The 20826-nt window shown below is 72.4% G+C and carries 19 protein-coding genes; 9 read left to right on the top strand and 10 right to left on the bottom strand.

From position 1 onward, the window contains the following. Nucleotides 1–200 precede the first annotated feature (200 nt). Nucleotides 201–611: a histone-like nucleoid-structuring protein Lsr2 gene (locus ACZ7PG_RS37900; RefSeq protein ID WP_470244001.1), complete on the bottom strand. Its 411-nt coding sequence runs from the start codon at nt 609–611 to the stop codon at nt 201–203. A gap of 217 nt (nt 612–828) precedes the next feature. On the opposite strand from ACZ7PG_RS37900, the gene ACZ7PG_RS37895 reads away from it, so the two are divergent. After that, nucleotides 829–1728, top strand: a complete 900-nt coding sequence (locus tag ACZ7PG_RS37895) for a class I SAM-dependent methyltransferase (protein ID WP_470244000.1) — start codon at nt 829–831, stop codon at nt 1726–1728. A gap of 14 nt (nt 1729–1742) precedes the next feature. On the opposite strand, the gene dinB is transcribed toward ACZ7PG_RS37895, so the two are convergent. Next, nucleotides 1743–2933, bottom strand: a complete 1191-nt coding sequence (gene dinB, locus ACZ7PG_RS37890; RefSeq protein WP_470243999.1) for a DNA polymerase IV — start codon at nt 2931–2933, stop codon at nt 1743–1745. A 155-nt stretch (nt 2934–3088) separates the two neighbouring features. On the opposite strand from dinB, the gene ACZ7PG_RS37885 reads away from it, so the two are divergent. Together ACZ7PG_RS37885 and ACZ7PG_RS37880 are read left to right on the top strand one after the other, a co-directional pair. Beyond that, nucleotides 3089–3508 (top strand): hypothetical protein, encoded by a 420-nt coding sequence (locus ACZ7PG_RS37885; protein WP_470243998.1) that lies wholly within the window; start codon nt 3089–3091, stop codon nt 3506–3508. Between the two features lie 16 nt (nt 3509–3524). Next, nucleotides 3525–4037 (top strand): 2'-5' RNA ligase family protein, encoded by a 513-nt coding sequence (locus tag ACZ7PG_RS37880; protein ID WP_470243997.1) that lies wholly within the window; start codon nt 3525–3527, stop codon nt 4035–4037. 6 nt (nt 4038–4043) lie between these two features. Here the strand turns inward: ACZ7PG_RS37880 and ACZ7PG_RS37875 are convergent, their stop codons facing one another. The 5 genes from ACZ7PG_RS37875 to ACZ7PG_RS37855 all read right to left on the bottom strand — a co-directional run bounded on the left by ACZ7PG_RS37875 (nt 4044) and on the right by ACZ7PG_RS37855 (nt 9809). After that, nucleotides 4044–5129, bottom strand: coding sequence for a hypothetical protein (locus tag ACZ7PG_RS37875; protein WP_470243996.1), 1086 nt, complete (start codon nt 5127–5129; stop codon nt 4044–4046). Nucleotides 5130–5138: 9 nt separating this feature from the next. After that, on the bottom strand, nt 5139–5729 hold the full coding sequence (locus ACZ7PG_RS37870; RefSeq protein WP_470243995.1) for a hypothetical protein: 591 nt from the start codon (nt 5727–5729) through the stop codon (nt 5139–5141). Between the two features lie 19 nt (nt 5730–5748). After that, nucleotides 5749–6180 carry an XRE family transcriptional regulator gene (locus ACZ7PG_RS37865; protein WP_470243994.1) on the bottom strand — a complete coding sequence of 144 codons (432 nt, stop codon included), beginning with the start codon at nt 6178–6180 and terminating at the stop codon, nt 5749–5751. A gap of 215 nt (nt 6181–6395) precedes the next feature. Beyond that, a complete protein-coding gene (locus tag ACZ7PG_RS37860) occupies nt 6396–7451 on the bottom strand; it encodes a hypothetical protein (protein ID WP_470243993.1) in 1056 nt (351 codons plus the stop codon). Nucleotides 7452–7676: 225 nt separating this feature from the next. Beyond that, nucleotides 7677–9809, bottom strand: coding sequence for a discoidin domain-containing protein (locus ACZ7PG_RS37855; protein WP_470243992.1), 2133 nt, complete (start codon nt 9807–9809; stop codon nt 7677–7679). A gap of 214 nt (nt 9810–10023) precedes the next feature. Here ACZ7PG_RS37855 and ACZ7PG_RS37850 point away from each other — a divergent pair, with 214 nt between their 5' ends. Continuing rightward, a complete protein-coding gene (locus tag ACZ7PG_RS37850) occupies nt 10024–10956 on the top strand; it encodes a DUF1996 domain-containing protein (protein ID WP_470243991.1) in 933 nt (310 codons plus the stop codon). Beyond that, the gene (locus tag ACZ7PG_RS37845; RefSeq protein WP_470243990.1) at nt 10953–11489 is read left to right on the top strand and encodes a DUF305 domain-containing protein; all 537 of its coding nucleotides are present in this window, start codon (nt 10953–10955) and stop codon (nt 11487–11489) included. Before ACZ7PG_RS37850 ends, ACZ7PG_RS37845 begins: the two co-directional genes overlap by 4 nt. A 157-nt stretch (nt 11490–11646) precedes the next feature. On the opposite strand, the gene ACZ7PG_RS37840 is transcribed toward ACZ7PG_RS37845, so the two are convergent. Further along, a complete protein-coding gene (locus tag ACZ7PG_RS37840; RefSeq protein ID WP_470243989.1) occupies nt 11647–14823 on the bottom strand; it encodes a TIM-barrel domain-containing protein in 3177 nt (1058 codons plus the stop codon). Between the two features lie 846 nt (nt 14824–15669). Further along, the gene (locus tag ACZ7PG_RS37835; RefSeq protein ID WP_470243988.1) at nt 15670–16713 is read right to left on the bottom strand and encodes a LacI family DNA-binding transcriptional regulator; all 1044 of its coding nucleotides are present in this window, start codon (nt 16711–16713) and stop codon (nt 15670–15672) included. A 121-nt stretch (nt 16714–16834) separates the two neighbouring features. On the opposite strand from ACZ7PG_RS37835, the gene ACZ7PG_RS37830 reads away from it, so the two are divergent. From ACZ7PG_RS37830 to ACZ7PG_RS37815, 4 genes are all read left to right on the top strand, one after another. Beyond that, on the top strand, nt 16835–17227 hold the full coding sequence (locus ACZ7PG_RS37830) for a hypothetical protein (RefSeq protein ID WP_470243987.1): 393 nt from the start codon (nt 16835–16837) through the stop codon (nt 17225–17227). A gap of 10 nt (nt 17228–17237) precedes the next feature. Beyond that, nucleotides 17238–18314 (top strand): sensor histidine kinase, encoded by a 1077-nt coding sequence (locus ACZ7PG_RS37825; RefSeq protein WP_470243986.1) that lies wholly within the window; start codon nt 17238–17240, stop codon nt 18312–18314. Next, complete coding sequence (locus ACZ7PG_RS37820) at nt 18311–18919, top strand: response regulator transcription factor (RefSeq protein WP_470243985.1); 609 nt, start codon at nt 18311–18313, stop codon at nt 18917–18919. Before ACZ7PG_RS37825 ends, ACZ7PG_RS37820 begins: the two co-directional genes overlap by 4 nt. A 67-nt stretch (nt 18920–18986) precedes the next feature. Further along, nucleotides 18987–19583 (top strand): mycothiol-dependent nitroreductase Rv2466c family protein, encoded by a 597-nt coding sequence (locus tag ACZ7PG_RS37815; protein ID WP_470243984.1) that lies wholly within the window; start codon nt 18987–18989, stop codon nt 19581–19583. On the opposite strand, the gene ACZ7PG_RS37810 is transcribed toward ACZ7PG_RS37815, so the two are convergent. Then, nucleotides 19580–20341, bottom strand: a complete 762-nt coding sequence (locus tag ACZ7PG_RS37810; RefSeq protein WP_470243983.1) for an NPP1 family protein — start codon at nt 20339–20341, stop codon at nt 19580–19582. The two genes, ACZ7PG_RS37815 and ACZ7PG_RS37810, sit on opposite strands and share 4 nt — an antisense overlap. Nucleotides 20342–20826 lie beyond the last annotated feature (485 nt).

Here is a 20826-nt window from a genome sequence, read left to right as displayed (position 1 = left end):
ATCGGAAGATCCACACGCGACGGAAGACCGGTCGCGCGCCCCAGGACGAGCCGATCAGGACAGTCGCCGGCGAAGCCGGCCCGGTGGGAAACAAACAAACGAGCATGCGTATCGCGCCCGGGATCTCCCCGACCCCGGGCGCGCGAGACAGCACTACCGCACGGCCGCGAGAACTCCTTGTCCCGCAACCGGTTCCGGCGTCAGGCCTTCTTGCGCGACGCCCGCTTGCGCGCCGGCTTGGCTTCGGCTGGCTCGGCGGCCGCGGCCTCGTCCGCTTCGAAGCCCGCGATGATCTCGCTCGACAGACGGCCCCGCTCCGCGACCTCGTAGCCGTTGGCCTGCGCCCATTCGCGGATCTGGCGGTTGCGCTCGCGGTCGGTGCCCGAGCTCGACGAGCCCGACAGCGACTGACCGGTCGCCAGCCGCACCTTGCGGCCGCCGATGCGGCGCGCGACGGCGACGTAGCGGGCGAGCTCGTCCCGGAGCGCGGACGCGTTGTCTTCGGAAAGGTCGATCTCGTACGTCACGCCGTCGAGGCTGAAGGGGACGGTCTGCGAAGCCTCGCTCCCGTCGAGGTCGTCCACCATCTCGACGTGCACCCGTTGTGCCATGGTTCGTGGTTCCTCATCTTCTCCAGAACACGGTCGGACAGACCTTAACCTGTCGAATCCCGTCCGGCACGCCCGACACCCGCGAAGCGTCCACAATGGTCGCCCGGTGGCCGCCTCGCCCTCGTCCAGGATGACCGCAACCTAGCCGAAATGCGCGTCATCTTGTTGAATATTTGTTTTTGTGATATAGTCGAAATCGAATCGGTACCGTGTGCGCATGACCACTGCCGATTTTCCCGGTATTGCGCCTCGCGTCAGTCGCACGGCGTTCACCGCGGCCGCCGCGCGGGCGGCACATTTGCTCGTCGACGCCGAGCCGATCGTCTTCTCCGACACCCTCGCCGCGGCTCTCCTCGGCGCGCACGCCGAAGAACTCCTGGCCTATCACCACCTCCACGGTACCCATCCCGTCCTGGCCGGCGCCCGCGCCCAGGCGGTGTGCCGGAGCCGGTTCACCGAAGACCGGCTCCGGCGCGCCAATTCCGGTATAGACCAGTATGTGATTCTGGGCGCCGGGCTCGATTCGTTCGCCTATCGGGACGCGCCCGCACGATTCCGCGTGTTCGAGGTCGACCGGCCGGCGACCCAGGCCGCCAAACGAGAACTGCTCGGGGGCGCCGGCGTCGCCGTGCCCGCTTCGGTCACCTTCGTCCCGGTCGACTTCGAAGCCGATCCGCTCCGGGAACGGCTCGTCCAGAGTGGACTCGACCCGTTTCGCCCCGTGTTCGTCAGCTGGCTCGGTGTCACCATGTACCTGACCCGGAAGGCGATTCTCGCCACATTGACGGATCTCGGCGGTTTCGCACCCGGATCGGAAATCGTCACCGATCACCTGCTTCCCGCGGAACTGCGGGACGCGGCCGGAAACGGCTACGCCGAAGCCGTCGCGCCGGTCGCGGCGGAACAGGGCGAGCCCTGGCGCACCTTCCTCTCCCCCGCGGCGATGGCAGGCTTCCTGCGGGAAGCCGGTTTCGAAGTCGTCGAACAGGCGGGCCAGCGCGAGAGCGTCGACCCCCGGCTGTGGAACCGCACCGACGCGCTGCGGCCCGCCGCGCTTTCCGCGCTCGCGCACGCCCGCATTCCCGATCGGCCCGGAATGGCGGATGGCCGGAGCTGAAGCGCTTTCGGGCGTCAATCCGGCAGCAGGGGCACTTCGAGGTCGTCCGGGCGGCCGAGCAGGACCGCCCGGGTGACCGCCGCCTTGCCGAACCGGTCCCGCACCGCGTCCAGCGCCGTGTCGAGCTCGGTCGCCCGCTGCCGCTCGAACGGCAGCGCCAGCTGGAACGGGTCTTCGTCGGCCAGGTTGGACAGCGCCGCGCCCAGCAGCGTGATGCCGCGGTCGGCGATCATCGGCAGCGCCGCCACGAGCAGCTCCCGCGCCGCGGCGAGCAGGACACCCGTGCCCGCGGTCGGTTCGTTCAGCGTGTGGGAGCGCGTCACCCGCGTGAAGTCGGCGAAGCGCAGGCGGATCGTCACCGTCCGGCAGACGCGGTGAGCGGCGCGCAGCCGCCGGGCGATCCGGTCGATCAGGGCCACCAGCACGACGTCGAGCTCGGCCGGGGTCCGCCGGCCGCGCCCGAGGGCCCGCTGGGCGCCGATCGACCCGCGGCGCCGGCCGAGCTCGACGCGGCGCGGGTCCCGGTTGTGCGCGAGGGCGTGCAGGTGGCCGCCGGCCGCCCGGCCGAGCATGCTCACCAGGTCCACCGGCTCGGACGCGGCCAGCTGACCGACCGTCGTGATCCCCCGCGCGCGCAGCTTTTCGGCGGTGACCTTGCCGACGCCCCAGAGCGCGCCGACCGGCAGCGGGTGCAGGAACTCCAGCTCCGCGTCGTGCGGGACGACCAGCAGACCGTCCGGCTTCGCCACGCGGCTGGCGACCTTCGCGAGGAACTTCGTCCGCGCAACCCCTACGGTGATCGGCAGCCCGGCGCGCTCGGCGACGGCGGTGCGCAGCCGTTCGGCGATGTGGCTGGGCCGTCCGCCGATCCTGGTCAACCCCCCGACGTCGAGGAAGGCTTCGTCGATCGAAAGGCCTTCCACCCACGGGGTGGTGTCGTGGAAGACCTCGAAGACGACCTTGCTCGCGGCCGAATAGGCCGACATCCGCGGCGGCACGACGACCGCGTGCGGGCACAGCCGCCGGGCCTGCGCACCCCCCATCGCCGTGCGCACGCCATAGGCCTTGGCCTCGTAACTCGCGGCCAGGACCACCCCGCCGCCGACGATGACGGGCCGCCCTTTCAGCGCCGGATCGTCGCGCTGCTCGACCGACGCGTAGAACGAGTCGAGGTCGGCGTGCAGGATGGGCCCCTCGTCCGTCATAGAACATATGTTCGCATACACGGGGGGCGAAGTCCGCTCATCCGCCCGCCGCGACACCCCTGCCGCTGGTCGAAACTGAGCGTTTTCCCGGTTGTCCACCCTCTGTTGCCGCGGTCACACTCGACGGATCGAACCACCCGACCACTGGGGGCGACATGTCCGAGAAGTGCCGATGCGGCGACCACCACGCGTGGGCCAGTCCGAACCCGCAGGACCGGCCCGCCGCGGCGCGGCAGCCACTGCTCGCGGCGACGCTGGCCGGCGAAGACCACGCCGAAGACGACGGCCGGATCGACCCGACCGACCGCGTCACGTGCCGCACGCACCGCCGCTGGCTGCACGACTGCGTGTCGTCCCCGGTGCACACGAACCCGGCGATCGGCTACCGCTGGTGCCGCAGCTGCGACCACCAGGCGCTGGTCGCGGTGGACGAGCTGACCGGCGACGTCGTGATCGAGTGCGGGCTCTGCGGCCGCAGCCCGCGCAGCCGCGCGAACCTGGAGCTCGTGGAGCTGTGCCGGCGCAGCCTGGCCCTGGCCCGCGACGGGCGGTTCTCGGAGAGCGCGGCCGCCTGACTGCCATGATGCGGGGGTGCCCGAAACCGGAACCACCGCGCTGGTGATCCTGCTGCCCGCCGCCGAACCCGCGCTGGACGCGGCTCGGCTCGTCGACCCCGCTCTGGTCCGGCCCGGGTTGCCCGCGCACGTGACGGCGCTGTACCCCTTCTTGCCGGATGCTCAATTGACTTCCACGGTGCTGGACGCGGTCCGGTCGCTCGCCTCGGCCGTGTCGCCGACCGAGGTGCGGCTCGGCGAGTTCCTGAGCGCACCGGGTTTCGCGGCGCTCCCGGCTCCGTCGCTCCAGCCGATCACCGACGCGGTGTGCGCTCGATGGCCGGAGATCTCGCCCTACGGCGGACGGTTCGGGCCTCGCCCGCCGGCGCACGTGACCGTCGCGATGGGCGGCGATGACGAGACCCTTTCGCGGGTGGGTGACGAGGTGCGGCCGCTGTTGCCGCTGACCGGGCGCGCGACGGCGTTGCAGCTGGTGGCGCTCACCGACCGCGGCTGGGAGCCGCGGCTCGAGGCGCTTTTCGCCGGCTGAGCCGCGTCACCGGGCCGAGCTGGTGACCACGTCCACCGCCCCGCCGTCCACCTTGCGGTACGCACGCGCGATCGCCCGCAGCCGGGCGACGTCCGCGGCGAACGGCTCCGCCTGAGCGACCGGCGGGGCCTCCTCCCCCGGCTCGTCCGGGAGGTCGCGCACCAGCCTCGCCGCCGTCGGCGGCGCCAGCTCCGGCGTCACCCCGGCCAGGATCAGGCCGTCGTTCGTTTCGCTCATCGCCGTCAGCAACCGCTCACGGCGGGACGGCCCGCCCGGGTCGATGCGGACGATCTCCGGGAACCGCCGCGTCAGGTGCTCGCGCAACGGCCGGATCAGGCGAAGCGTCTTCGCGTCGCGGCGGCCGGCCACGAGCCCCGGGATCGACGGGATCGTCAGCCCCACCACGATCAGCAGCACCGAGACGGCCGGGAAGCCGACGTCGAGCGTGCACGGCAGCGTCGAGAACGGCCCGCGGCACAGCGCCTTCGCCGGGTGGTCGTCCTGCAGTGCCCGGATCGTCGCGACGATCTTCCCCCCGAGGTAGGCGACCGCGAACGCCGACGCCAGCAGCAGCAACGTCAGCCCCGCCCGCAGCGCGCCGCCGCTCGCGCGGATCGTCACGGCCGCCACCACGCCGATGTCGAGAACCGCGAGCCCGAGGTACACCGTGTAGACGAAGACGTAGACGACGAGCGTCGGGTGCGTGCGGTAGAGCTCGTCGAACAGGCCGATGCCACGCGGCAGCCCCGACGTGCTGAAGAACATCACCGTCAACAGGGTCAATGCGACGCCCAGCGCGACGAGCCGCGTGCGCCGGCCGCGGTCGCGGGTGCCGCTGATCTCGGCGACGGTCAGCCCGATCCCGTAGGCCGCGACCATCGTCGCGAGGTTCGACAGCAGCCGTCCGAGGCTGGGGTGGATCTCGCTCTCGAACACCTGCGCGCGGTTCGACAGGAAGCAGAACGCCGCTCCGAGCGCGATGAGCGAGACGGCCAGGCCGATGCCCGCGCCGGTGCGCCGGGCGCGGACCGCCCGCCAGATCCCGATGGCCAACGCGAAGAGCCCGACCCCGACGAACAGAATGTCGATCACGAGACGCGACTATCCCAGGAGTGCGGCCAGCCGCCTAGCCTGATCCGCCGCCCGGCCGGACGCGCCCGGCTGAACGGCGGGAGGTTCGCTCGTCGCCGCGCTCATCAGGAGCACCGCGATCAGCTCGGCCTCGTACTCGTCGGTGCCGGTCGTCACGCGGGTCAGCAGGTGCGACAGCGCCCGCGGCGCCAGGTCCGGGGCGAGCTGCGCGGCCTCGGTCTCCGAGATCTGGCAGGTCCCGGTGTGCGCGCACAGCATGTGGGCGAGCTCGTGGGCGATGATGTGGTCCTGGTGCAGCGCCGACGTGTGCTCGACGTAGGCGATCAGGTCGTAGTCCGGGCGGGCCTGCCACGCGCCGGAGGGCCGGCCGGGCCGGTACTCCACCGGCACGAGGTCGATCTCGCGCCCGCGCCACGCCTCGAGGCCGTCGACCCACGCGTTCATCGACCACGGCCGGGGCAAGGGGACGGCGGCGAGCACCGTCCGCACCCGCTGCCGGGCCCGGACTCGGAGGTCCGTCAGGCCGCGCTCGTCGATGGGTCCTCCCCGGTCACCGGGCGCCAGCCGGATGCACCGGGGCGCCAGCACGGACGAGGTCATCGTAGCCGACCTTCCGCCGTCACTCGGGCTTCCGCCGACGATCGCGGCGCCGGGTTTCGTCGTAGCCGGCCAGCTGGTCGAGCAGGGCCGTCACGGTCTCGCGGTCACGTGGCGACAGCTGCATGGCCCGCTGCGCCAGGTTCCGCGCCTCGCTGTCGCGCCACGCCACGACGTCCCCGACCTGGCGATCGACCTGCCCGGCGACCTCGTCGTCGAAGAAGTACGTCACCGGCACGCCGAAGAACTGGGCGAGCGCCTGGATGTGCGAGCGCTTGGGATCCTTGCGCGCGCCGACGGCGAGCTGCTGGACGTGGGTCGCCGACATCGTCACGCCGGTCTGCTCGGCGACGCCGTGCGCGATCTCCCGGTAGGAGTACGGCTTGCGGTCCGGCGGGTGCACGGTCGCGATCAGGTGCGCCAGTCGTTCGGCGAAACTGCGCTCATCGCTCACCACACACCACCTTCATCCAGGAAACGTGACAACCGTCAGCGTAGCTGTTCCGAAAACTTGACACAGCCTGTCCCGGAAAGACTACGATACTCCCGTTCGGTGTTTCGAAAACAGGACATCGGACCCCGGGGTGGCGCAGCGGCCGCGGGGCGAAGTCACGTGGCCGCTGGGGGTGGCCACGCGCCCAGCTCCCGTTCCCGCCGCGCCGCCCCACCTCAGCGCACTCCCAAGGCCGCGGCCAGCTTCGTGAAGTCGTCGCGCAGGCCCGGTACCGCGTCGTCGGTGACGCAGCCCGTGGAGAACTCGATGTAGAGGTCGTCGTCTTCGGGGATGTCGAGCTCGAAGTCGAGGTCGTCCGGGCCGAGCCGGTCGAGGTACTGGCCCGCGTCCATCCCGGCCGCCTGCCGCAGCCGCGCTTCGACGGCGCCGGCCTGCACCGTGCGGCCCTCGAGCTTCAGGTGCAGATCGGCGGCGCCGGGGTCCGGCCCGAGAATGAGGTCGTTCGTGCGGTCGCAGGGCCACTCGGTGAAGTCGCGGGCGACGCCGGGCAGCGGCGCGAAACCGGAGAGGTCCGAGGTCAGCCGGGTGATCGCGGCGGACGTCGGTCCCGCCGGGTAGGGGCCGCGATCGAGGGACTGGTCGAGCAGCTGCACCCCGAACCAGCTGCCGAAGAACAGCCAGAGCCCGAGCCCGAAGGCGAGAAAGCCGCCGCCGGCACCCAGCCGCGGCGCGTGGTCCCGCGCGTAGATGCCGGCGTCGACGCCGTAGCGGACTTCGAGGTCGGGCCGTTTGTCGTGCAGTGCGGCGAGGAACGCTTCCGCCCCTCGGTAGTGACGCCAGCGCGTACGCAGCCGCGCGCCGCGGCCGGTGTGCAGTTCGACGACTTCGCGGTCGAAGTCCCCGGATGACCGGAGCGCGACGATCAGCCCGATCACCAGCGACGTCGGCAGCCAGAAGGCGAGCCAGAACGGCTTGGCCGACACGGCTCCCCGCCGGACCTCGGTGATGTCGGCGTACGGGAGTTCGTCGTTGTCGAAGGCGATGACGTCGGGGCGGAAGCGCGCCACCGGCGGCCAGGCACGGCCCAGCAGCCAGGCGACGACGCCGACGAAGACGTCGAACGCCACGCCGAGCCAGAAGAAGGGGCGTTCCGGTGCGACGGTGATGCCGTAGCCGTGCCAGACGCCGTACGCGGCGGCGACCCCGACGAGCACCCAGGTCCAGCGGCGGGCGCGGGAAAGCGGTACCTCGGGAGTCGGGGTGTCCGCCATGGATCGGAGCGTAGAGAGTCGGATTTCGGGGCGGTGCGGCAAAAGTACCGTCCTGGCAACGGAGTCCAGTCGGGTGCGGTGCGCAGCGGGATGGGAACGGTCCGTGCCCGGAGGGGCATCTCGCGTGATTGGGCGGGCATCGGGCGTGATTGGGCGGGCATCTCGCGTGATTGCGGGGGCATCATGCGTGGTCGGCGCCACCGGGCTGGTGGCGCCGACCGGGTGTCAGCGGCGGTAGACGCCGAACTCGTACAGCGAGTAGCCGTACGCTGTGCCGCGCTGGGTCGCGGACATGCGCACGTACCGGGCCGTGGCCGAGATCGCCAGGTCGTCGGCGCCGCCGTCGCCCGTCGTCGTCGCGTAGACCGACCGCCAGTTCGCCGCGTCGTCGCTGACCTGGATCTCGTAGGCCTTGCCGAAGGCGGACTCCCAGACCAGCTGGACGTGGTCGAACGCCTGCCGGCTGCCCAGGTCGACCTGCAGCCACTGCGGGTCGGCCCACGCGCTCGCCCAGCGTGTGGCGGTGTTGCCGTCCGTCGCGGCCTGCGGCGGGTAGGGCGCGCCGGGACCGTCGGCCTGGTACGTCGACGCCGTGGTCGCCGCGCCGCGGGCCAGGTTCGTGCCCGGCACCGGCGGGGCGACCACGCGCAGCGAGCGCGTCTCGATGCCGACGTTGCCGTGGCCGTCGCGGGCGTAGAGGTAGATCTTCCAGACGCCCAGCTGCTGCGGCGCGGTGACGGTGAACGTCCCGGTCCCGGTGAACTGCGCCGGGATCAGGCCGGCCGCGTCGTTGATGTACTTGCTGTTGTAGCCCATGGTGTAGGTGATCGGGTCACCGTCCGGATCGGACACCCCGGCGGTCAGGGTGAACGTGCCGCCCGCCGGGACGTCGGTGGTCCAGCTGAGGTTCATCGACGAGATCACCGGCGGCGTGTTGCCGCTCGTCTGTCCACTGTAGAGCCGGCGGACGGCGTACCAGGACAGCCGCTTCTCGTTGCCCGTGGTGATGTTGAACCAGACGCCGCCGAAGTCGCCCTCGGTGCCGTAGTGGAAGAGCGTCGCGCCCAGGGCGACGCCGGGGTGGGCCAGGACGCAGTTCCAGGCGTTGACGTACCCGTCGCGCTTCTGCTGGTCGGTCGGCTCGGTGGGCACGCCGTTCACGTCGTTCGGCACCTCCCACTCGCCGGCCGGGCCGGTCTCGGTGATGATGTACGGCTTCGTGTAGCCGCCCGCGAGCCAGTCCTGCTTGACCTGGCAGACCTGGGCGTAGGAGTTGACGGAGTAGAGGTCGAGGTTCGGCGCGTACGCCTTGTAGTACGGCCACGCGCCGGTCCAGGCGTCGGTCGAGGTTACCGGGTGGTTCGCGTCGATCGCGTGGATCGCCTGCGCGGCCTGGTCGACGAAGCGCGTGTAGGCGATCCGGTTCTGCTCCAGCAGCGTGCCGGAGTAGCAGTTCTGCATCCCGAGAATCGACTCGTTGCCGACGTTCCACATCAGCACGCCGGGGTTCGCCTTGTACGCGGTGACCCATTTCTGGATCTCGGCGAGCATCGTGTTCTTGTAGTTCGTGTCCGTCGTGTAGTCGACGCAGCCGCCGCTGCCCGGGCCGCCGCCGGGTTGCAGCCAGAAGCCGGCGACGACCTTGATCCCGTTGGCCGCGGCGGCGTCGAGCAGGGGCTGGGTCGTGCCGTCGGTGCCCCAGGTGCGGACGGTGTTGACGCCGATCGCGTGCAGCTCGGGCATCCGCGTGGCCGCTTCGCCGACCGGCGGTCCCCAGGTGAGGCCCTTGACGGTCCACGGCGCGCCGTCGACGCTCAGCTGCCAGTTGCCCTGGCTGCCGGTCACCTTCGTGACGCCGGGGCCGCCCGGCGTCGACGTGCCGGGGGTGCCGCTGACCTGGAACTCCCAGAGCGAGTAGCCGTAGCCGCCGACGCGATGGGTGCCGTAGAAGCGCACGTACCGGCCATGACCGCTGACGGCGAGGTTCTGGATACCGCCGGACGCCGTCGTCGTGCTGTACACCGTCTGCCAAGACGCGGCATTGTCCGAAACCTGGATCTCGTAGGCGGTCGCGTAGGCGGCTTCCCAGTTCAGCGTGACCTGGCTGATGTCGGCCGGCGCGCCGAGGTCGACCTGCAGCCACTGCGGGTCGCTCCAGGCGCTCGCCCAGCGGGTGCCGGCGTCGCCGTCGACCGCCGCCGACGCCGCGGTGCCGGCGCCTTCGCTGCTCGACGCGGTCGCGGGTCTGCCTTGGGAAAGCAGCGTGGCGGCGTGCGCCGGGGACGGGCCGGCCAGCAGCCCCAGCACCAGCAGGGCCACCAGTGCCGGGACGGCACGGAGGAGCGACGGTCGGTCCACGATGACTCCCGTACGACAGGGGACGGAGATTGGAGAGCGCTCTCCGGGACTTCCGATGGTTCGTCACCGCGCCTCGCGTTGTCAAGATCCCGGCCGGGAATCGGACAATGGCTGTCCGGTCGTGCATCCGGGCGGTCCTTGACACGGCGGCGGCTCGCTGCGCATGCTGTGGGAGAGCGCTCTCCCATCCTTGGCACCTCACCGTGGAGGACCCTTGGCAACGAAAGCCGCGCTCCTCGCCTGCACCGCCGCCACCGTGCTGGCAGGCGCCTTCCTGACCGCGGCCACCTGGTCGCCCGCCGGGGCCGACGACCTGGTGACCCACCACGAGTTCCAGGTCAACTGCTCCCCCAGCCACCACCAGCCGGACGACCCGATCGTCTTTCCCGGGCTGCCCGGCGCGTCCCACGACCACACCTTCATCGGCAACAAGACCACCAACGCGGCCACGACCCTGCAGTCGCTGCAGAACTCGGGCGTCGGCAACACCACGTGCCTGGCGCCGGACGACCTGTCCGCGTACTGGTTCCCGACGGTCTACAACGGGAACCAGGTGGTGCTGCCGAACTTCGCGCAGGTCGTCTACTACAAGTCCGGCATCCTCGACTACACGAAGGTCGTGCCGTTCCCGCCCGGCCTGCGCTACGTCGCCGGCAGTGTCACGGCGACGCAGGACGAGTTCCAGCACGCGCCCGGCGCCATCGAGGGCTGGGAGTGCGGGGACAGCTTCCACAACTGGGACATCCCGGTGCAGTGCACGCCGGGCAGCCAGCTGAACATCCGCTACCAGGCGCCGAGCTGCTGGGACGGCGTCCACCTGGACTCGGCCGACCACAAGAGTCACATGGCGTACCCGGACCGGGCGACGCTGACGTGCCCGGGCGACCACCCGGTGCCGGTGCCGATGCTGGAGTTCAAGATGGCGTTCCCGGTGAGCGGCGACATGTCCGCCGTGCACCTGGCCAGCGGACGCGGGTACTCGTGGCACTACGACTTCTTCAACGCGTGGGACCCCGCGACACTGGCGGCGCTCGTGACGCACTGCATCAACGGCGGGCTCCAGTGCGACCCGCGCGGGTTCGACCTGTACAAGCCGGACCGGGGCACCGTGCTCGGGCCGAACTACCGGCTGCCCGGCCGTCCGTGAGACGGCTGCTCCTGGTGGGGGCGGCGGTGGTGGCGACCATGGGCGGGTGCGCCACCACCGGCCCCGCCCCCACCGCCGGCCCCGCGTCGCCGTTCAACCCGACGGACGTCGCGTGGCTGGAGCTCGTGGTGCCGATGACCGAGAACGCCCTGGCGGCGGCCCGGCTGGCTCCCGCCCACGCGGCCGACCCGGCGGTGCGCTCGGCCGCGGAGTCGGTCGCAGCACCGTCGGAGCGGTTGCTGACGCGGTTGAAGGCGGCTCGCGACCGGGCCGGGCTGCCGGCCTCCGACGTCCACAGTGGACACAAGATGCCGGGCATGGTCACCGCAGCGGACCTGGTGGCCCTGCGCACCGGCGGCGGCGCCGAGTTCGACCGGCGGCTCGTCGCGTTGCTGCGGGCCCACGCGGCGCAGGTCGTGGTCCTGGCGAAGGGCGAACAGACCTCGGGTGCGGACGCCGAAACGAAGCGGCTCGCGGGCGAGACCGGCACCGAAGGAACGCGACTGGAGAAAGTGCTGACCGGGCTCGAGTGACCCGGCGACGAAGCAACGGCCCGAGCCGCGCGTCGAGCACGCGCGGCTCGGGCCGTGGAGGCCACTCAACCCACAGGGTGGCCGAGCCGGGCGCCGTCGAGGCCACCACCCCACGTGGTGGCCTCGACGGCCATACCGGCTCCGCCCGCCGGTAGTCTCAGTACGCCACGGTCACCGGCCCGTGCCCGCCGTGGGCCGTCACCGTCAACGTCTGCGTCGCCGCGTCCCACTTCCAGCTCCGCGACGGTGCCCAGCCCTCGCCGACCCGGACCCGCGACGGTGCCGAGGTCACGCCGAGGAACTTGACCGTCCAGTCCCGTGAAGCGACCTGGGACCGGCCCCGCGTCGGCTCCACCGTCACCGTGTGGGCGCCGCGCCGCTCGGTGTAGGTGATCCGGGTCGTCGAGCTGTGCTTGGCCGAAGTCCCGTCGTCCTCGTACAGCGAGAACGACCCCGACGAGCCCGGCGCCACCGTGATGGTCGCCTGGTTCAGCGGGCTTTGGACGTCGTTGGGGACGTCGGCCGTCCGCGTCACCGCGATGCCGCCGGCCCGCACGAACACCGGCATCGTGCCGAGGTCCGACGTGACCTGCTGCGTCGTGCCGCCCGCGTAGGACTTGCCGCTGAAGTAGTCCGTCCACTGGCCCGGCGGGAACCAGACCGACGTCGTCGCCGACGTCCCGGCGGACGTCACCGGCGCCACCAGCATGTCCGGCCCGTAGAAGTACTCGCTCCCGGCCGCGGCGTACGCGGCGGGCTCGTCCGGGTACTCGACGTACGTCGGCCGCACCACCGGGACACCGGTCGTCGCCGCCTGCTGGGCGAGGGTGTAGGTGTAGGGAACGAGGTTCTCGCGCAGGTTCAGGAACTTCGTCGCCGACGCCTTCGCCGCGTCGCCGTACTGCCACGGCAGCCGGTCGCTGTGGTTGCTGTGCAGCCGGTCGATCGGCTGGAACGTGCCGAGCTGGACCCACCGCGCGTACAGGTCGTCGGGCAGCTTGACCGTCTGGTGCTGTTGCCCGCCCGAGGTGTAGGTCTCGCTGCCGCGCAGGCCGGTCGTGTCGTTGTGGCCGCCGATGTCGTGGCTGATCGGCGACAGGCCGGTCGCGGCCGACTCGGCCGGGGTGATTCCGACCTCCATCCGCAGCGTGCCCCACGTCGACGAGGTGTCGCCGGTGAAGTGGACGGTGCTGCGCTTGTCGGCCCACGGTCCCGTCGACAGCCCGACCGGGCCGCCGTAGCCGCCGGCCTGCAGCGAGCCGTACGCCCGCGACGTCACGAAGCCCCGCTCGACCGCCGGTGCGGAGAGCTCGGCGTACTTCTGGTTGATCCACGCGTCCGGCGTGACACCCTGCAGGCTCGACTTCGCGGCGTCACAGCACCAGTCGAGCCACCAGAAGTCGTTGCCCTGCTTCATCATGTCGCCGTGCAGGTCGAGGTAGGCCTTGAGCTGGTCGGGGTCGCCCCAGTCGAAGACGTAGCAGTCGGTGCCGCACCCGGACTTCGCCAGCTTGCCCTTGGCCGTGGCCTGCGCGCGGGCGAACTGCGGGTCCGAGCCCATGATGCTCGGGTGGATGTTCAGGGTGTTGTGCAGGCCCTGGGACGCCGACCAGGCGAAGAACCCCGCCGGGTCCGGGAACTTGTTCTTGTCGAACTGCCAGCCGTTCCACGTGTCCGGCGCCTTGAAGTCGGTGTCGGTCACCAGGACGTCCAGCGGGACGCCCTCGCTGCGGAACTTCGGCAGGATCTTGTCGCGGTAGTCGGCCGCGGTGCGGTCGATGTACTCCGAGTACCAGACGCCGTAGGCCCAGCGCGGCAGCAGCTCCGACGGCCCGGTCAGGGTCGCCAGGTCCCGCAGGCCCGCCTTGTAGTCGTGGCCGAAGGTGAAGGCATAGCCGTCCTGGTAGGGGTTCCCGCCGTGCGACGGCCGCTGCGTCACCTTGCCGGCCGCGGTGTCGTAGAGCGCCGAGGGTGTGTCGTCGAGCAGGTACCAGCCGTCCTGGTGCAGCAGCCCTTCGGTGAGCGACGGCGTGCCGTTGTCGCCGTTGACGCCGTCGAGCCCGCGCCGGTAACCCCCGAGCGTCAGGTGCGGCTGCGGGACCGCCGCCCCGGCGCGGGTGACCGCGACGGTGTCGATGTTGACGTGGCAGCTGGCGTCGTCCGGGCAGCCGAGGACGACGTCGTTCGTGCCGGCCTTGAGGTCGACCGGGACCGAGGCGCTCCCCCAGGTGTCCCAGTTCGCGGTGGCGGGCATGGACAGCGTCCGGGTCACGCCGGACGCGGCGACCGTCGCGGTCCGCGTCTGGTGCAGGCCGTCGCCGCCGGTGCCGTTGGCGTAGCGGACGTCCAGCTGGTAGGTGCCGGCGGACGGGACGGCCACGACCCGGTGGGTCAGCGCCGAGCCGCGGTTGAGCTCGGCGACGAACCCGCGTCCGGCGTACCCGGCGTGGTCGGTCGCGACCACGGCCGAGCCCGCGCGGAGGGCGGCTTCGGCTTCGCAGCTGACATCGAGGGCGCACCCGGTGAAGGCGCGGGCCGACGCGGGCGGGAAGGCCGCACCGGCGGTCAGCACCGCGAGGGCGTCGATGTTGACGTTCCCGGAGTCGGTCGCGGTCCGCTCGAGGCGGAGGTTGTGCCGCCCCGCGCCGAGGGCGACCGGCACGGACGCGGTGGCCCAGCTGTTCCAGTCGGCCGTCGTGGGCAGGGTGAGCTTCTGCGCGGCGCCGCCGTCGACGGACACGCTCAGCGTGCGCGTGACGTGCTGGCCGTCCCCGCCCTGGCCGTTGGCGAACCGGGCGGTGACGTTGTAGGTCCCGGCCGTGGCGGCGAGGACGTCGGCGGTGGCCGAGGTACCGGTGCTTTCGAAGCCGGCGAGGAAGCCTTCCCCGGTGTAGCCGGGGTGGTCGGCGGCGACGCCCAGCCCGTCGGCGGTCAGGTCTTCGGCCTCGCAGAGGGCGCCGGTCGCGCAGGTCAGGTGACGCCAGGGTGCGGCGGTCACCGGAGCGCCGGCCGTGGTGCGGATCTGGAGGTTCGAGGAGTCGAAGGGGCCGGAGTCCAGCTTGTAGGTCAGGGTCGTCGCGCTGGTGCGGATGGTCAGCACGCCGTTCGAGGTCGTGGAGGTGAACGCGGGAGGTGTGAACGAGCCGCGGCCGACGGCGTTGAAGGTGGCGGCATCGGTGAAGCGGCCGTCGCCCGCGTACTCCGTGCGGATCAGGGTCGGGGAGAGGACCTGGAAACGCGCGTTTCCGGCGGTGACGGACTGCCGCGCGGCAGGCCCGGCCTCGGCCGGCGTCCCGACGGCGACCACCGCCGCGGCGACGGCCAGGACGCTCACTAGATGGAGGATTTTCGGTGCTCTCGTCCGCACGGCGGAACTCCGTTCCGGTCAGGGGGACCCAGCCAGTTTTACAACGTTGGAAAAGGCGGTTTCGATCTGAGCACAGTGATCGGCCGGATGTCCAGACCATGGGGCGGAACTGTCCGGACAGGCCGGGTTCCTTGCCCGGCAGGCCACGCGGCCGGAGTATCGGACGGCGGTTGCGGGGGTTGGCGGCGCGGTGGCTGGTGGCCCGGGCTGGCCCGACGGCTGGTGACCCGGCGGTCGGCGGACTGGCGGCCGGTGGCTGGCGGTCGGCGGGCTGGCGGCCGATGGCTGGCGGCCGGTGGCCGGCTGCCCGGGCTCGCCCGACGGCTGGTGCCCCGGCCGCTGGCGGTCGGCGGGCCCGCGGCCGGCGGGCGGGTGGCAGGCTGCCGGTGGCCCGGCGGCCGAGGTTCGCGGCCGGAGCCGGCGGCTTGGCGGTGGTCGGCAGCCAGGGCTGGCCCGACGGCCGGTGGCCACGGCGACCCGGCGGCTCGCGGTCGGCGGGCCGGCAATCGGCGGCCTGGCGGCTGGCGCCCCGGCGAGCGGCAGCTGGCGGCGTGGCAGCTGGCGGCGCGGCGGCTGGCGTCGATGATCGGCATGTGGTGGCCCCGGGATGGCCGGCCGGACCAACCGGCCTCAAGCCGGGGACCGTACCGGCGCCGGAGCCGCGCTCAGGGCTCCGCGGGCCAAGCTGGGTCGGCGGCCTGTCAGCCGAAGTCGGCGGCCAGCGGCGCGGCGACCGAGGTCTGCAGCCGGAGTCGGTGGCTGGGCGGACCACCCATCCCCCACGCCGGGACCCCGACCGGCGCCATCCCTCACTCAACCCGAGTCGCGGACCACCAGCTCCGGGTCGAAGATCACCGACTCCGCTCGGCCCGCCGGGTCGGCCATGCGGTCCAGGACCATCCTCGCCATCGCCGCGCCCATCTCCTCCACCGGCTGGCGGACCGTCGTCAGCCGGGGGCGGCAGCTCAGGGCCACCCTGCTGTCGTCGAAGCCGATCACCGCCACGTCTTCCGGCACCCGCCGGCCCGCTTCGCGCAGTACCGTCAACGCTCCGTACGCCATCAGGTCGTTCGCCACGAACAGCCCGTCCAGCGCCGGTTCCTCCGCCAAGAGCCGCTCCATCGCGCGCTCGCCGCCGTGCTCGGTGAAGTCGCCCTCCGCGACCGCCACGTACGCGTGGCCGTGCCTTGCCATCGCGTCGCGGAAGCCCGCCAGCCGGTCCTGGCCCGCCGGCGTGCCCGCCGGGCCCGCGATCGTCGCGACACGGGCGCAGCCCCGCTCGACCAGGCGGTCCGCCGCGAGCCGGGCGCCGTCCTGGTGGGCGACGTCGACGTAGCTCACCGGGGCCGGACGGCCGGGCCGTGCGAACAACGCCGTCGGGACGTCCGCGTCGGTCAGCATGCGCGGCAACGGGTCCTCCGCCGGGTGCAGCGAAATCAGCAGCACCCCGCTCACCTGCTCCTGCCGCAGCTTCGCCACGAGCTTCTCCCGCTCCTCGTCGCTGTCGACGAGCATCAGCAGCGGGTGCATCCCCCGGGGACGCAGGTAGGCGACGACACCTTCGACCACCCGGCCGAAGAACGGGTCGCCGAACACGCCGCCGGTGAACGCCTCGACATGCCGCTCCGGCTCGGACACCACCAGCGCCACTCCACCGGTCCGGCGCGTGACCAGCGACCGGGCCGCGCGGTTCGGCACGTATCCGGTGGTGGCGATGGCGCGTTCCACGGTCTCCCGCAGCTTCGGGTCGACGTTGCGCACGCTGTTGACCACGCGGGACACCGTGGCCCGGGAGACACCGGCGACCCGCGCGACGTCCTCCAGGGTCGGCGGCGCCGGGGGCGGATGCGTCGTCACCCCTTCTTTGTAGCACGCTGTGAGAGCGCTCTCCCAGTGCCGCGCCGATGACAAATGTCATGGGCGGCCGCTGCGGGACGGCACTGCCGTCCGGACACCCCTCGCGACGAGCATTTCCGGCATGACCACCACGACTCGAACCGAACCCGTCCGCTTCCGGCCGGTGCTGCTGCTCACCGGCGGCTACGCCACGCTCTCCGTGCTCACCCTGATCGCGATCGTCCTCTTCCGGAACGACCACGCGATGGTGACCGACGCCGTCTGGGTGCGCGCCGTCCTCGTCGTCGCCAGCTCATTGCTGACGTTCGCCTTCGCCCGCAGCGCGGCCCGCGGGTCGCGCAAAGGACTGCTGAGACTGCGGATCGTCGCCGCGGTGATGCTCGTGGCGATCGTCGTCATCGTCGCCCTGCCCGGCTTGTTCCCGCTGTGGCTGCGGATCGAACAGGCCGTCTGCGGGCTGCTCCTGCTGGGTGTCACGGTGCTCGTCAACGGCCGGCGGGCGCGGGGCCGGTAGCGTGCCGGTGATGGACAGGACGGAACCGGCCGACGTGCAGCGCTGGGTGCGCGGCTGGCGGGTGATGGTGCTCGACGCGGGCATGCTCGTCTACCCGGCGGTGACCGTGCCCGGCGTGCTGCAGCACTCGACCGGCCGCGCGGCGGTCGCGGGCTGCGTGCTCGTCGCCGTCTTCGTCGGCTGCTACGTCTTCACGGCGCGGGCCGCGGCGCAGCGGGCGCCGCGCCGGTTCTGGCCACTCCTGGGGGTACTGGCCGTCCTCTTCGCCGCCGCACTCCCCTTCGCCCACGCCGAGGCGTTCTTCCTCGCCACCGTCGTCGTGTCCCTCGCCGTACCCCGCCTCCCGCGCCACTCCGGCGCGCTCGTGGTCGTCGCCGCGCTCGCGGCGCTGGTCGTCCCGTGGGTGGCGTGGGGCACCGCGGGATGGACGCAGGCGGTCGCGCTCGTGTTCACCGTGCTGGTCGTCCACGTCTTCGCCGAAGCCGTCCGGGCCAACGCCGCGCTCGTCGAGGCCCGGGCCGAGGTCGCGCGGCTGGCGTCCGAGGCCGAACGGACCCGGATCGCCCGCGACCTGCACGACCTGCTGGGCCACTCGCTGACCGCCATCACGGTGAAGAGCACCCTGGCCCGGCGGCTCCTGGACACCGACGGCCCCCGCGCCGGCGAGGAGATGACCGCAGTCGAGAACCTCGCCCGCCAGGCGCTGACCGACGTGCGCGCGGCGGTGTCGGGCTACCGGGACGTCACGCTCGCCGGCGAGCTCGCCCGCGGCCGTGAGCTGCTGCGCGCGTGCGGCGTCACCGCCGACCTGCCGACCGCGGCCGACGTCGTCGACCCGGCCCGGCAGGAGCTGTTCGGCTGGGTGGTCCGCGAAGGGCTGACCAACGTGGCCCGCCACGCGCGCGCGACGCGGTGCGCGGTGACGCTCACGGAGTCCACTGTGGAGGTTGTCGACGACGGCGTGGGCGGCACCCCCGAGGAGGGCTCCGGGCTGGCGGGGCTGCGCGAACGCGTCAAGGCCGCCGGCGGGCAGTTCCGGGCCGGACCGGTCCGGCCGCGCGGCTGGCGGCTGCGGGTGACGCTGTGACCATCCGCCTGCTGCTCGCCGACGACCAGGCACTGGTGCGTCAGGCACTGTGCGCGCTCCTCGCGCTGGAGGACGACTTCGAGGTCGTCGCGTCGGTCGGCCGCGGCGACGAGGTCGTCGCGGCGGCGCGGGAACACCGGCCGGACGTCGCGCTGCTGGACATCGAGATGCCCGGGCTCGACGGGCTCGCGGCCGCGGCGGTGCTCGCCGCGCAGGTGCCGGACTGCCGGGTCGTCATGCTCACGACGTTCGGGCGCGCGGGCTACCTGCGCCGCGCGATGGACGCCGGGGCGGCCGGGTTCGTCGTCAAGGACGCCCCCGCGGACGTCCTGGCCGACGCGATCCGCCGCGTCCGGAGCGGGGAACGCGTGGTGGACCCGGCATTGGCGGTCGCCACGCTGGCCGCGGGCGAATCACCGCTCACCGCGCGGGAACGGGACGTGCTCATCACCGCCCGGACCGGTGCCACGGTCGCCGAGATCGCGTCGCGGCTCTACCTGTCCGAAGGCACGGTCCGCAACTACGTCTCGGCGGCGATCACCAAGACCGGCGCGCGCAACCGCGTCGAGGCGGTGCGGATCGCGGACGAGCGCGGCTGGCTCTGATTGGCCCGGTCCGGCCCGCCGGAATTGGATCTTCTGCCGGGCCGCTCCCCCGCTTAGCGTGAGCCCGGTGAAAACCGTTGACCTGTGGTTCGACCCCGTCTGCCCGTGGGCGTGGATCGCCTCGCGCTGGCTGCTGGAGGTGGAGGCCGTCCGCGACGTCCGGACGCGGTTCCACGTCTTCAGCCTGGCTCTGCACAACGAAGGCCGGCCGGTGGACGACTGGTACCGGAAGTGGCTCGACGAGCGGTGGGGCCCCGCGCGCGTCGCGCTGGCAGCGTCGCGGGCGCACGGCGACGGGGTGCTGCGCGACCTCTACACCGCGCTCGGAACGCGGTTCCACCGCGACAAGGCGCCCGTCACGCGCGAAACGATCGTCGCCGCGCTCGCGTCGGTGGACCTGCCGGCGTCACTCGCGGACGCCGCCGAATCGCCGGAGCTCGACGCGGACCTGCGCGCCGGGAACCGCGCCGCGCTCGACCCGATCGGCGAGGACCTCGGCGTCCCGGCGATCCACGTCGACGGCAACGCGTTCTTCGGCCCGGTCGTCAGCCCGGTCCCGCGCGGCGAGGAAGCCGGCCTGCTGTGGGACGGCGTGCTGCTGGTGACCGGCACGCCGGGGTTCTTCGAGCTGAAGCGCGGCCGCAGCGGGCCGGTGACGACCTAGGCGTTCTCGTCGAACGGGATCCCGGACGGTTTCGCCTTGGCGAGGTTGCCGGCGAACTGGTCGTCCTTGATGCCGAAGGTGGCGCTGCCGAAGTTCGCCTGGGTCAGCTTGTCCCGGATCCCGGCGGGGTAGCCGTCCCAGCCGACGAGCGTCGGGTACTGCCACGTGCCCTTGTGGTTCTCCGGCGGGTCGTCGTTGCCGTTGGCGGCGCGGAAGCAGTGGGTCGAGCCGCCGTCCTTGTGGTAGACGACCTTCGCGTGCGTGCCCTCGAAGCGCATGCTGGCGCGGTCGTGGATCGCGAAGCCGCCGTGCTGCGACGTCGCGACGTACTCGACCTGGTTGTCCTTGACCCACACGACGACGTGCTCCCAGTCGTGGCGGTGGCCGGCGCTGCCCGGGCCGAGGGAGGCCTGGTCCTTCTCGAAGTAGAGGGTGAACATGACGGCGCACCAGCCGTTGTCGCACTTCTGGCGCGAGTAGGAGTTCGTGTTGTCGAGGTCCCAGGAGTCGCGGCAGTGGCCGTTGGTGTCGCCGCCGAGGGAGAGGCCGGGGGCGATGGTGCCGTCCGGGCCGATGGCGGGCGTGGGGTAGCAGCCGTCTTTGTCGTAGTCGAAGGCGGGCTGGAAGGTCTTTTCGAAGTCGGAGGCGTTGCCGGGCAGGGCACGGGGCGGATCGGCGGCGGCGACGCCCGGGAACGCCAGCGCGCAGAGGGCGGCCGCCGCGGCAGCGGCGGCCAGGGTGCGGGTTCGGTGCGCCATCGCGGTACTCCCTCGGTCTTGGTCGGAAAGTTTCCGACCGGGATCCGTGCTCAGGCTCGCCGCGGGCGCCTCGGGCCCGCAACCGTGCTGCGAGGAGTGTGCCCGGAAAGCGCGGGGAGAAGGGGACTTCCGCGCAGTTCTGTCCGGTGAGCGGCACTGCGGACAGAGGGTGCGCGAATTCGTGGGGTGGCGGTGCGGTGAACTACTCGCGGCCGGGACGGGGCCGGCCGAGCGCGGTCCGGGCCAGGCGGTGCGGACTGGGCGGGTCGGCCAAGTGGAGCGAGCGGGCCGGGCGAGTGGGGCGGGTTGGCAGTGCGAGCCGGCGGTTGGCGGGCTGGGTGGGCGGAGCGAGCGGACAGGCCAGGCGGTGCGAGGTGCGGACCGGTGCGGGCGGATCGGCCGGGGCGGGTTGGGCGGTGCGGCCAGACCGGCAACGCGGATGATGCGGCTGGCCGAGCGGGCCAAGCGGTGCGGGCCCGACCGGC

The organism is Amycolatopsis sp. NPDC114504 (assembly GCF_055633595.1).
This window is presented reverse-complemented; position numbering and strand designations above follow the sequence as displayed.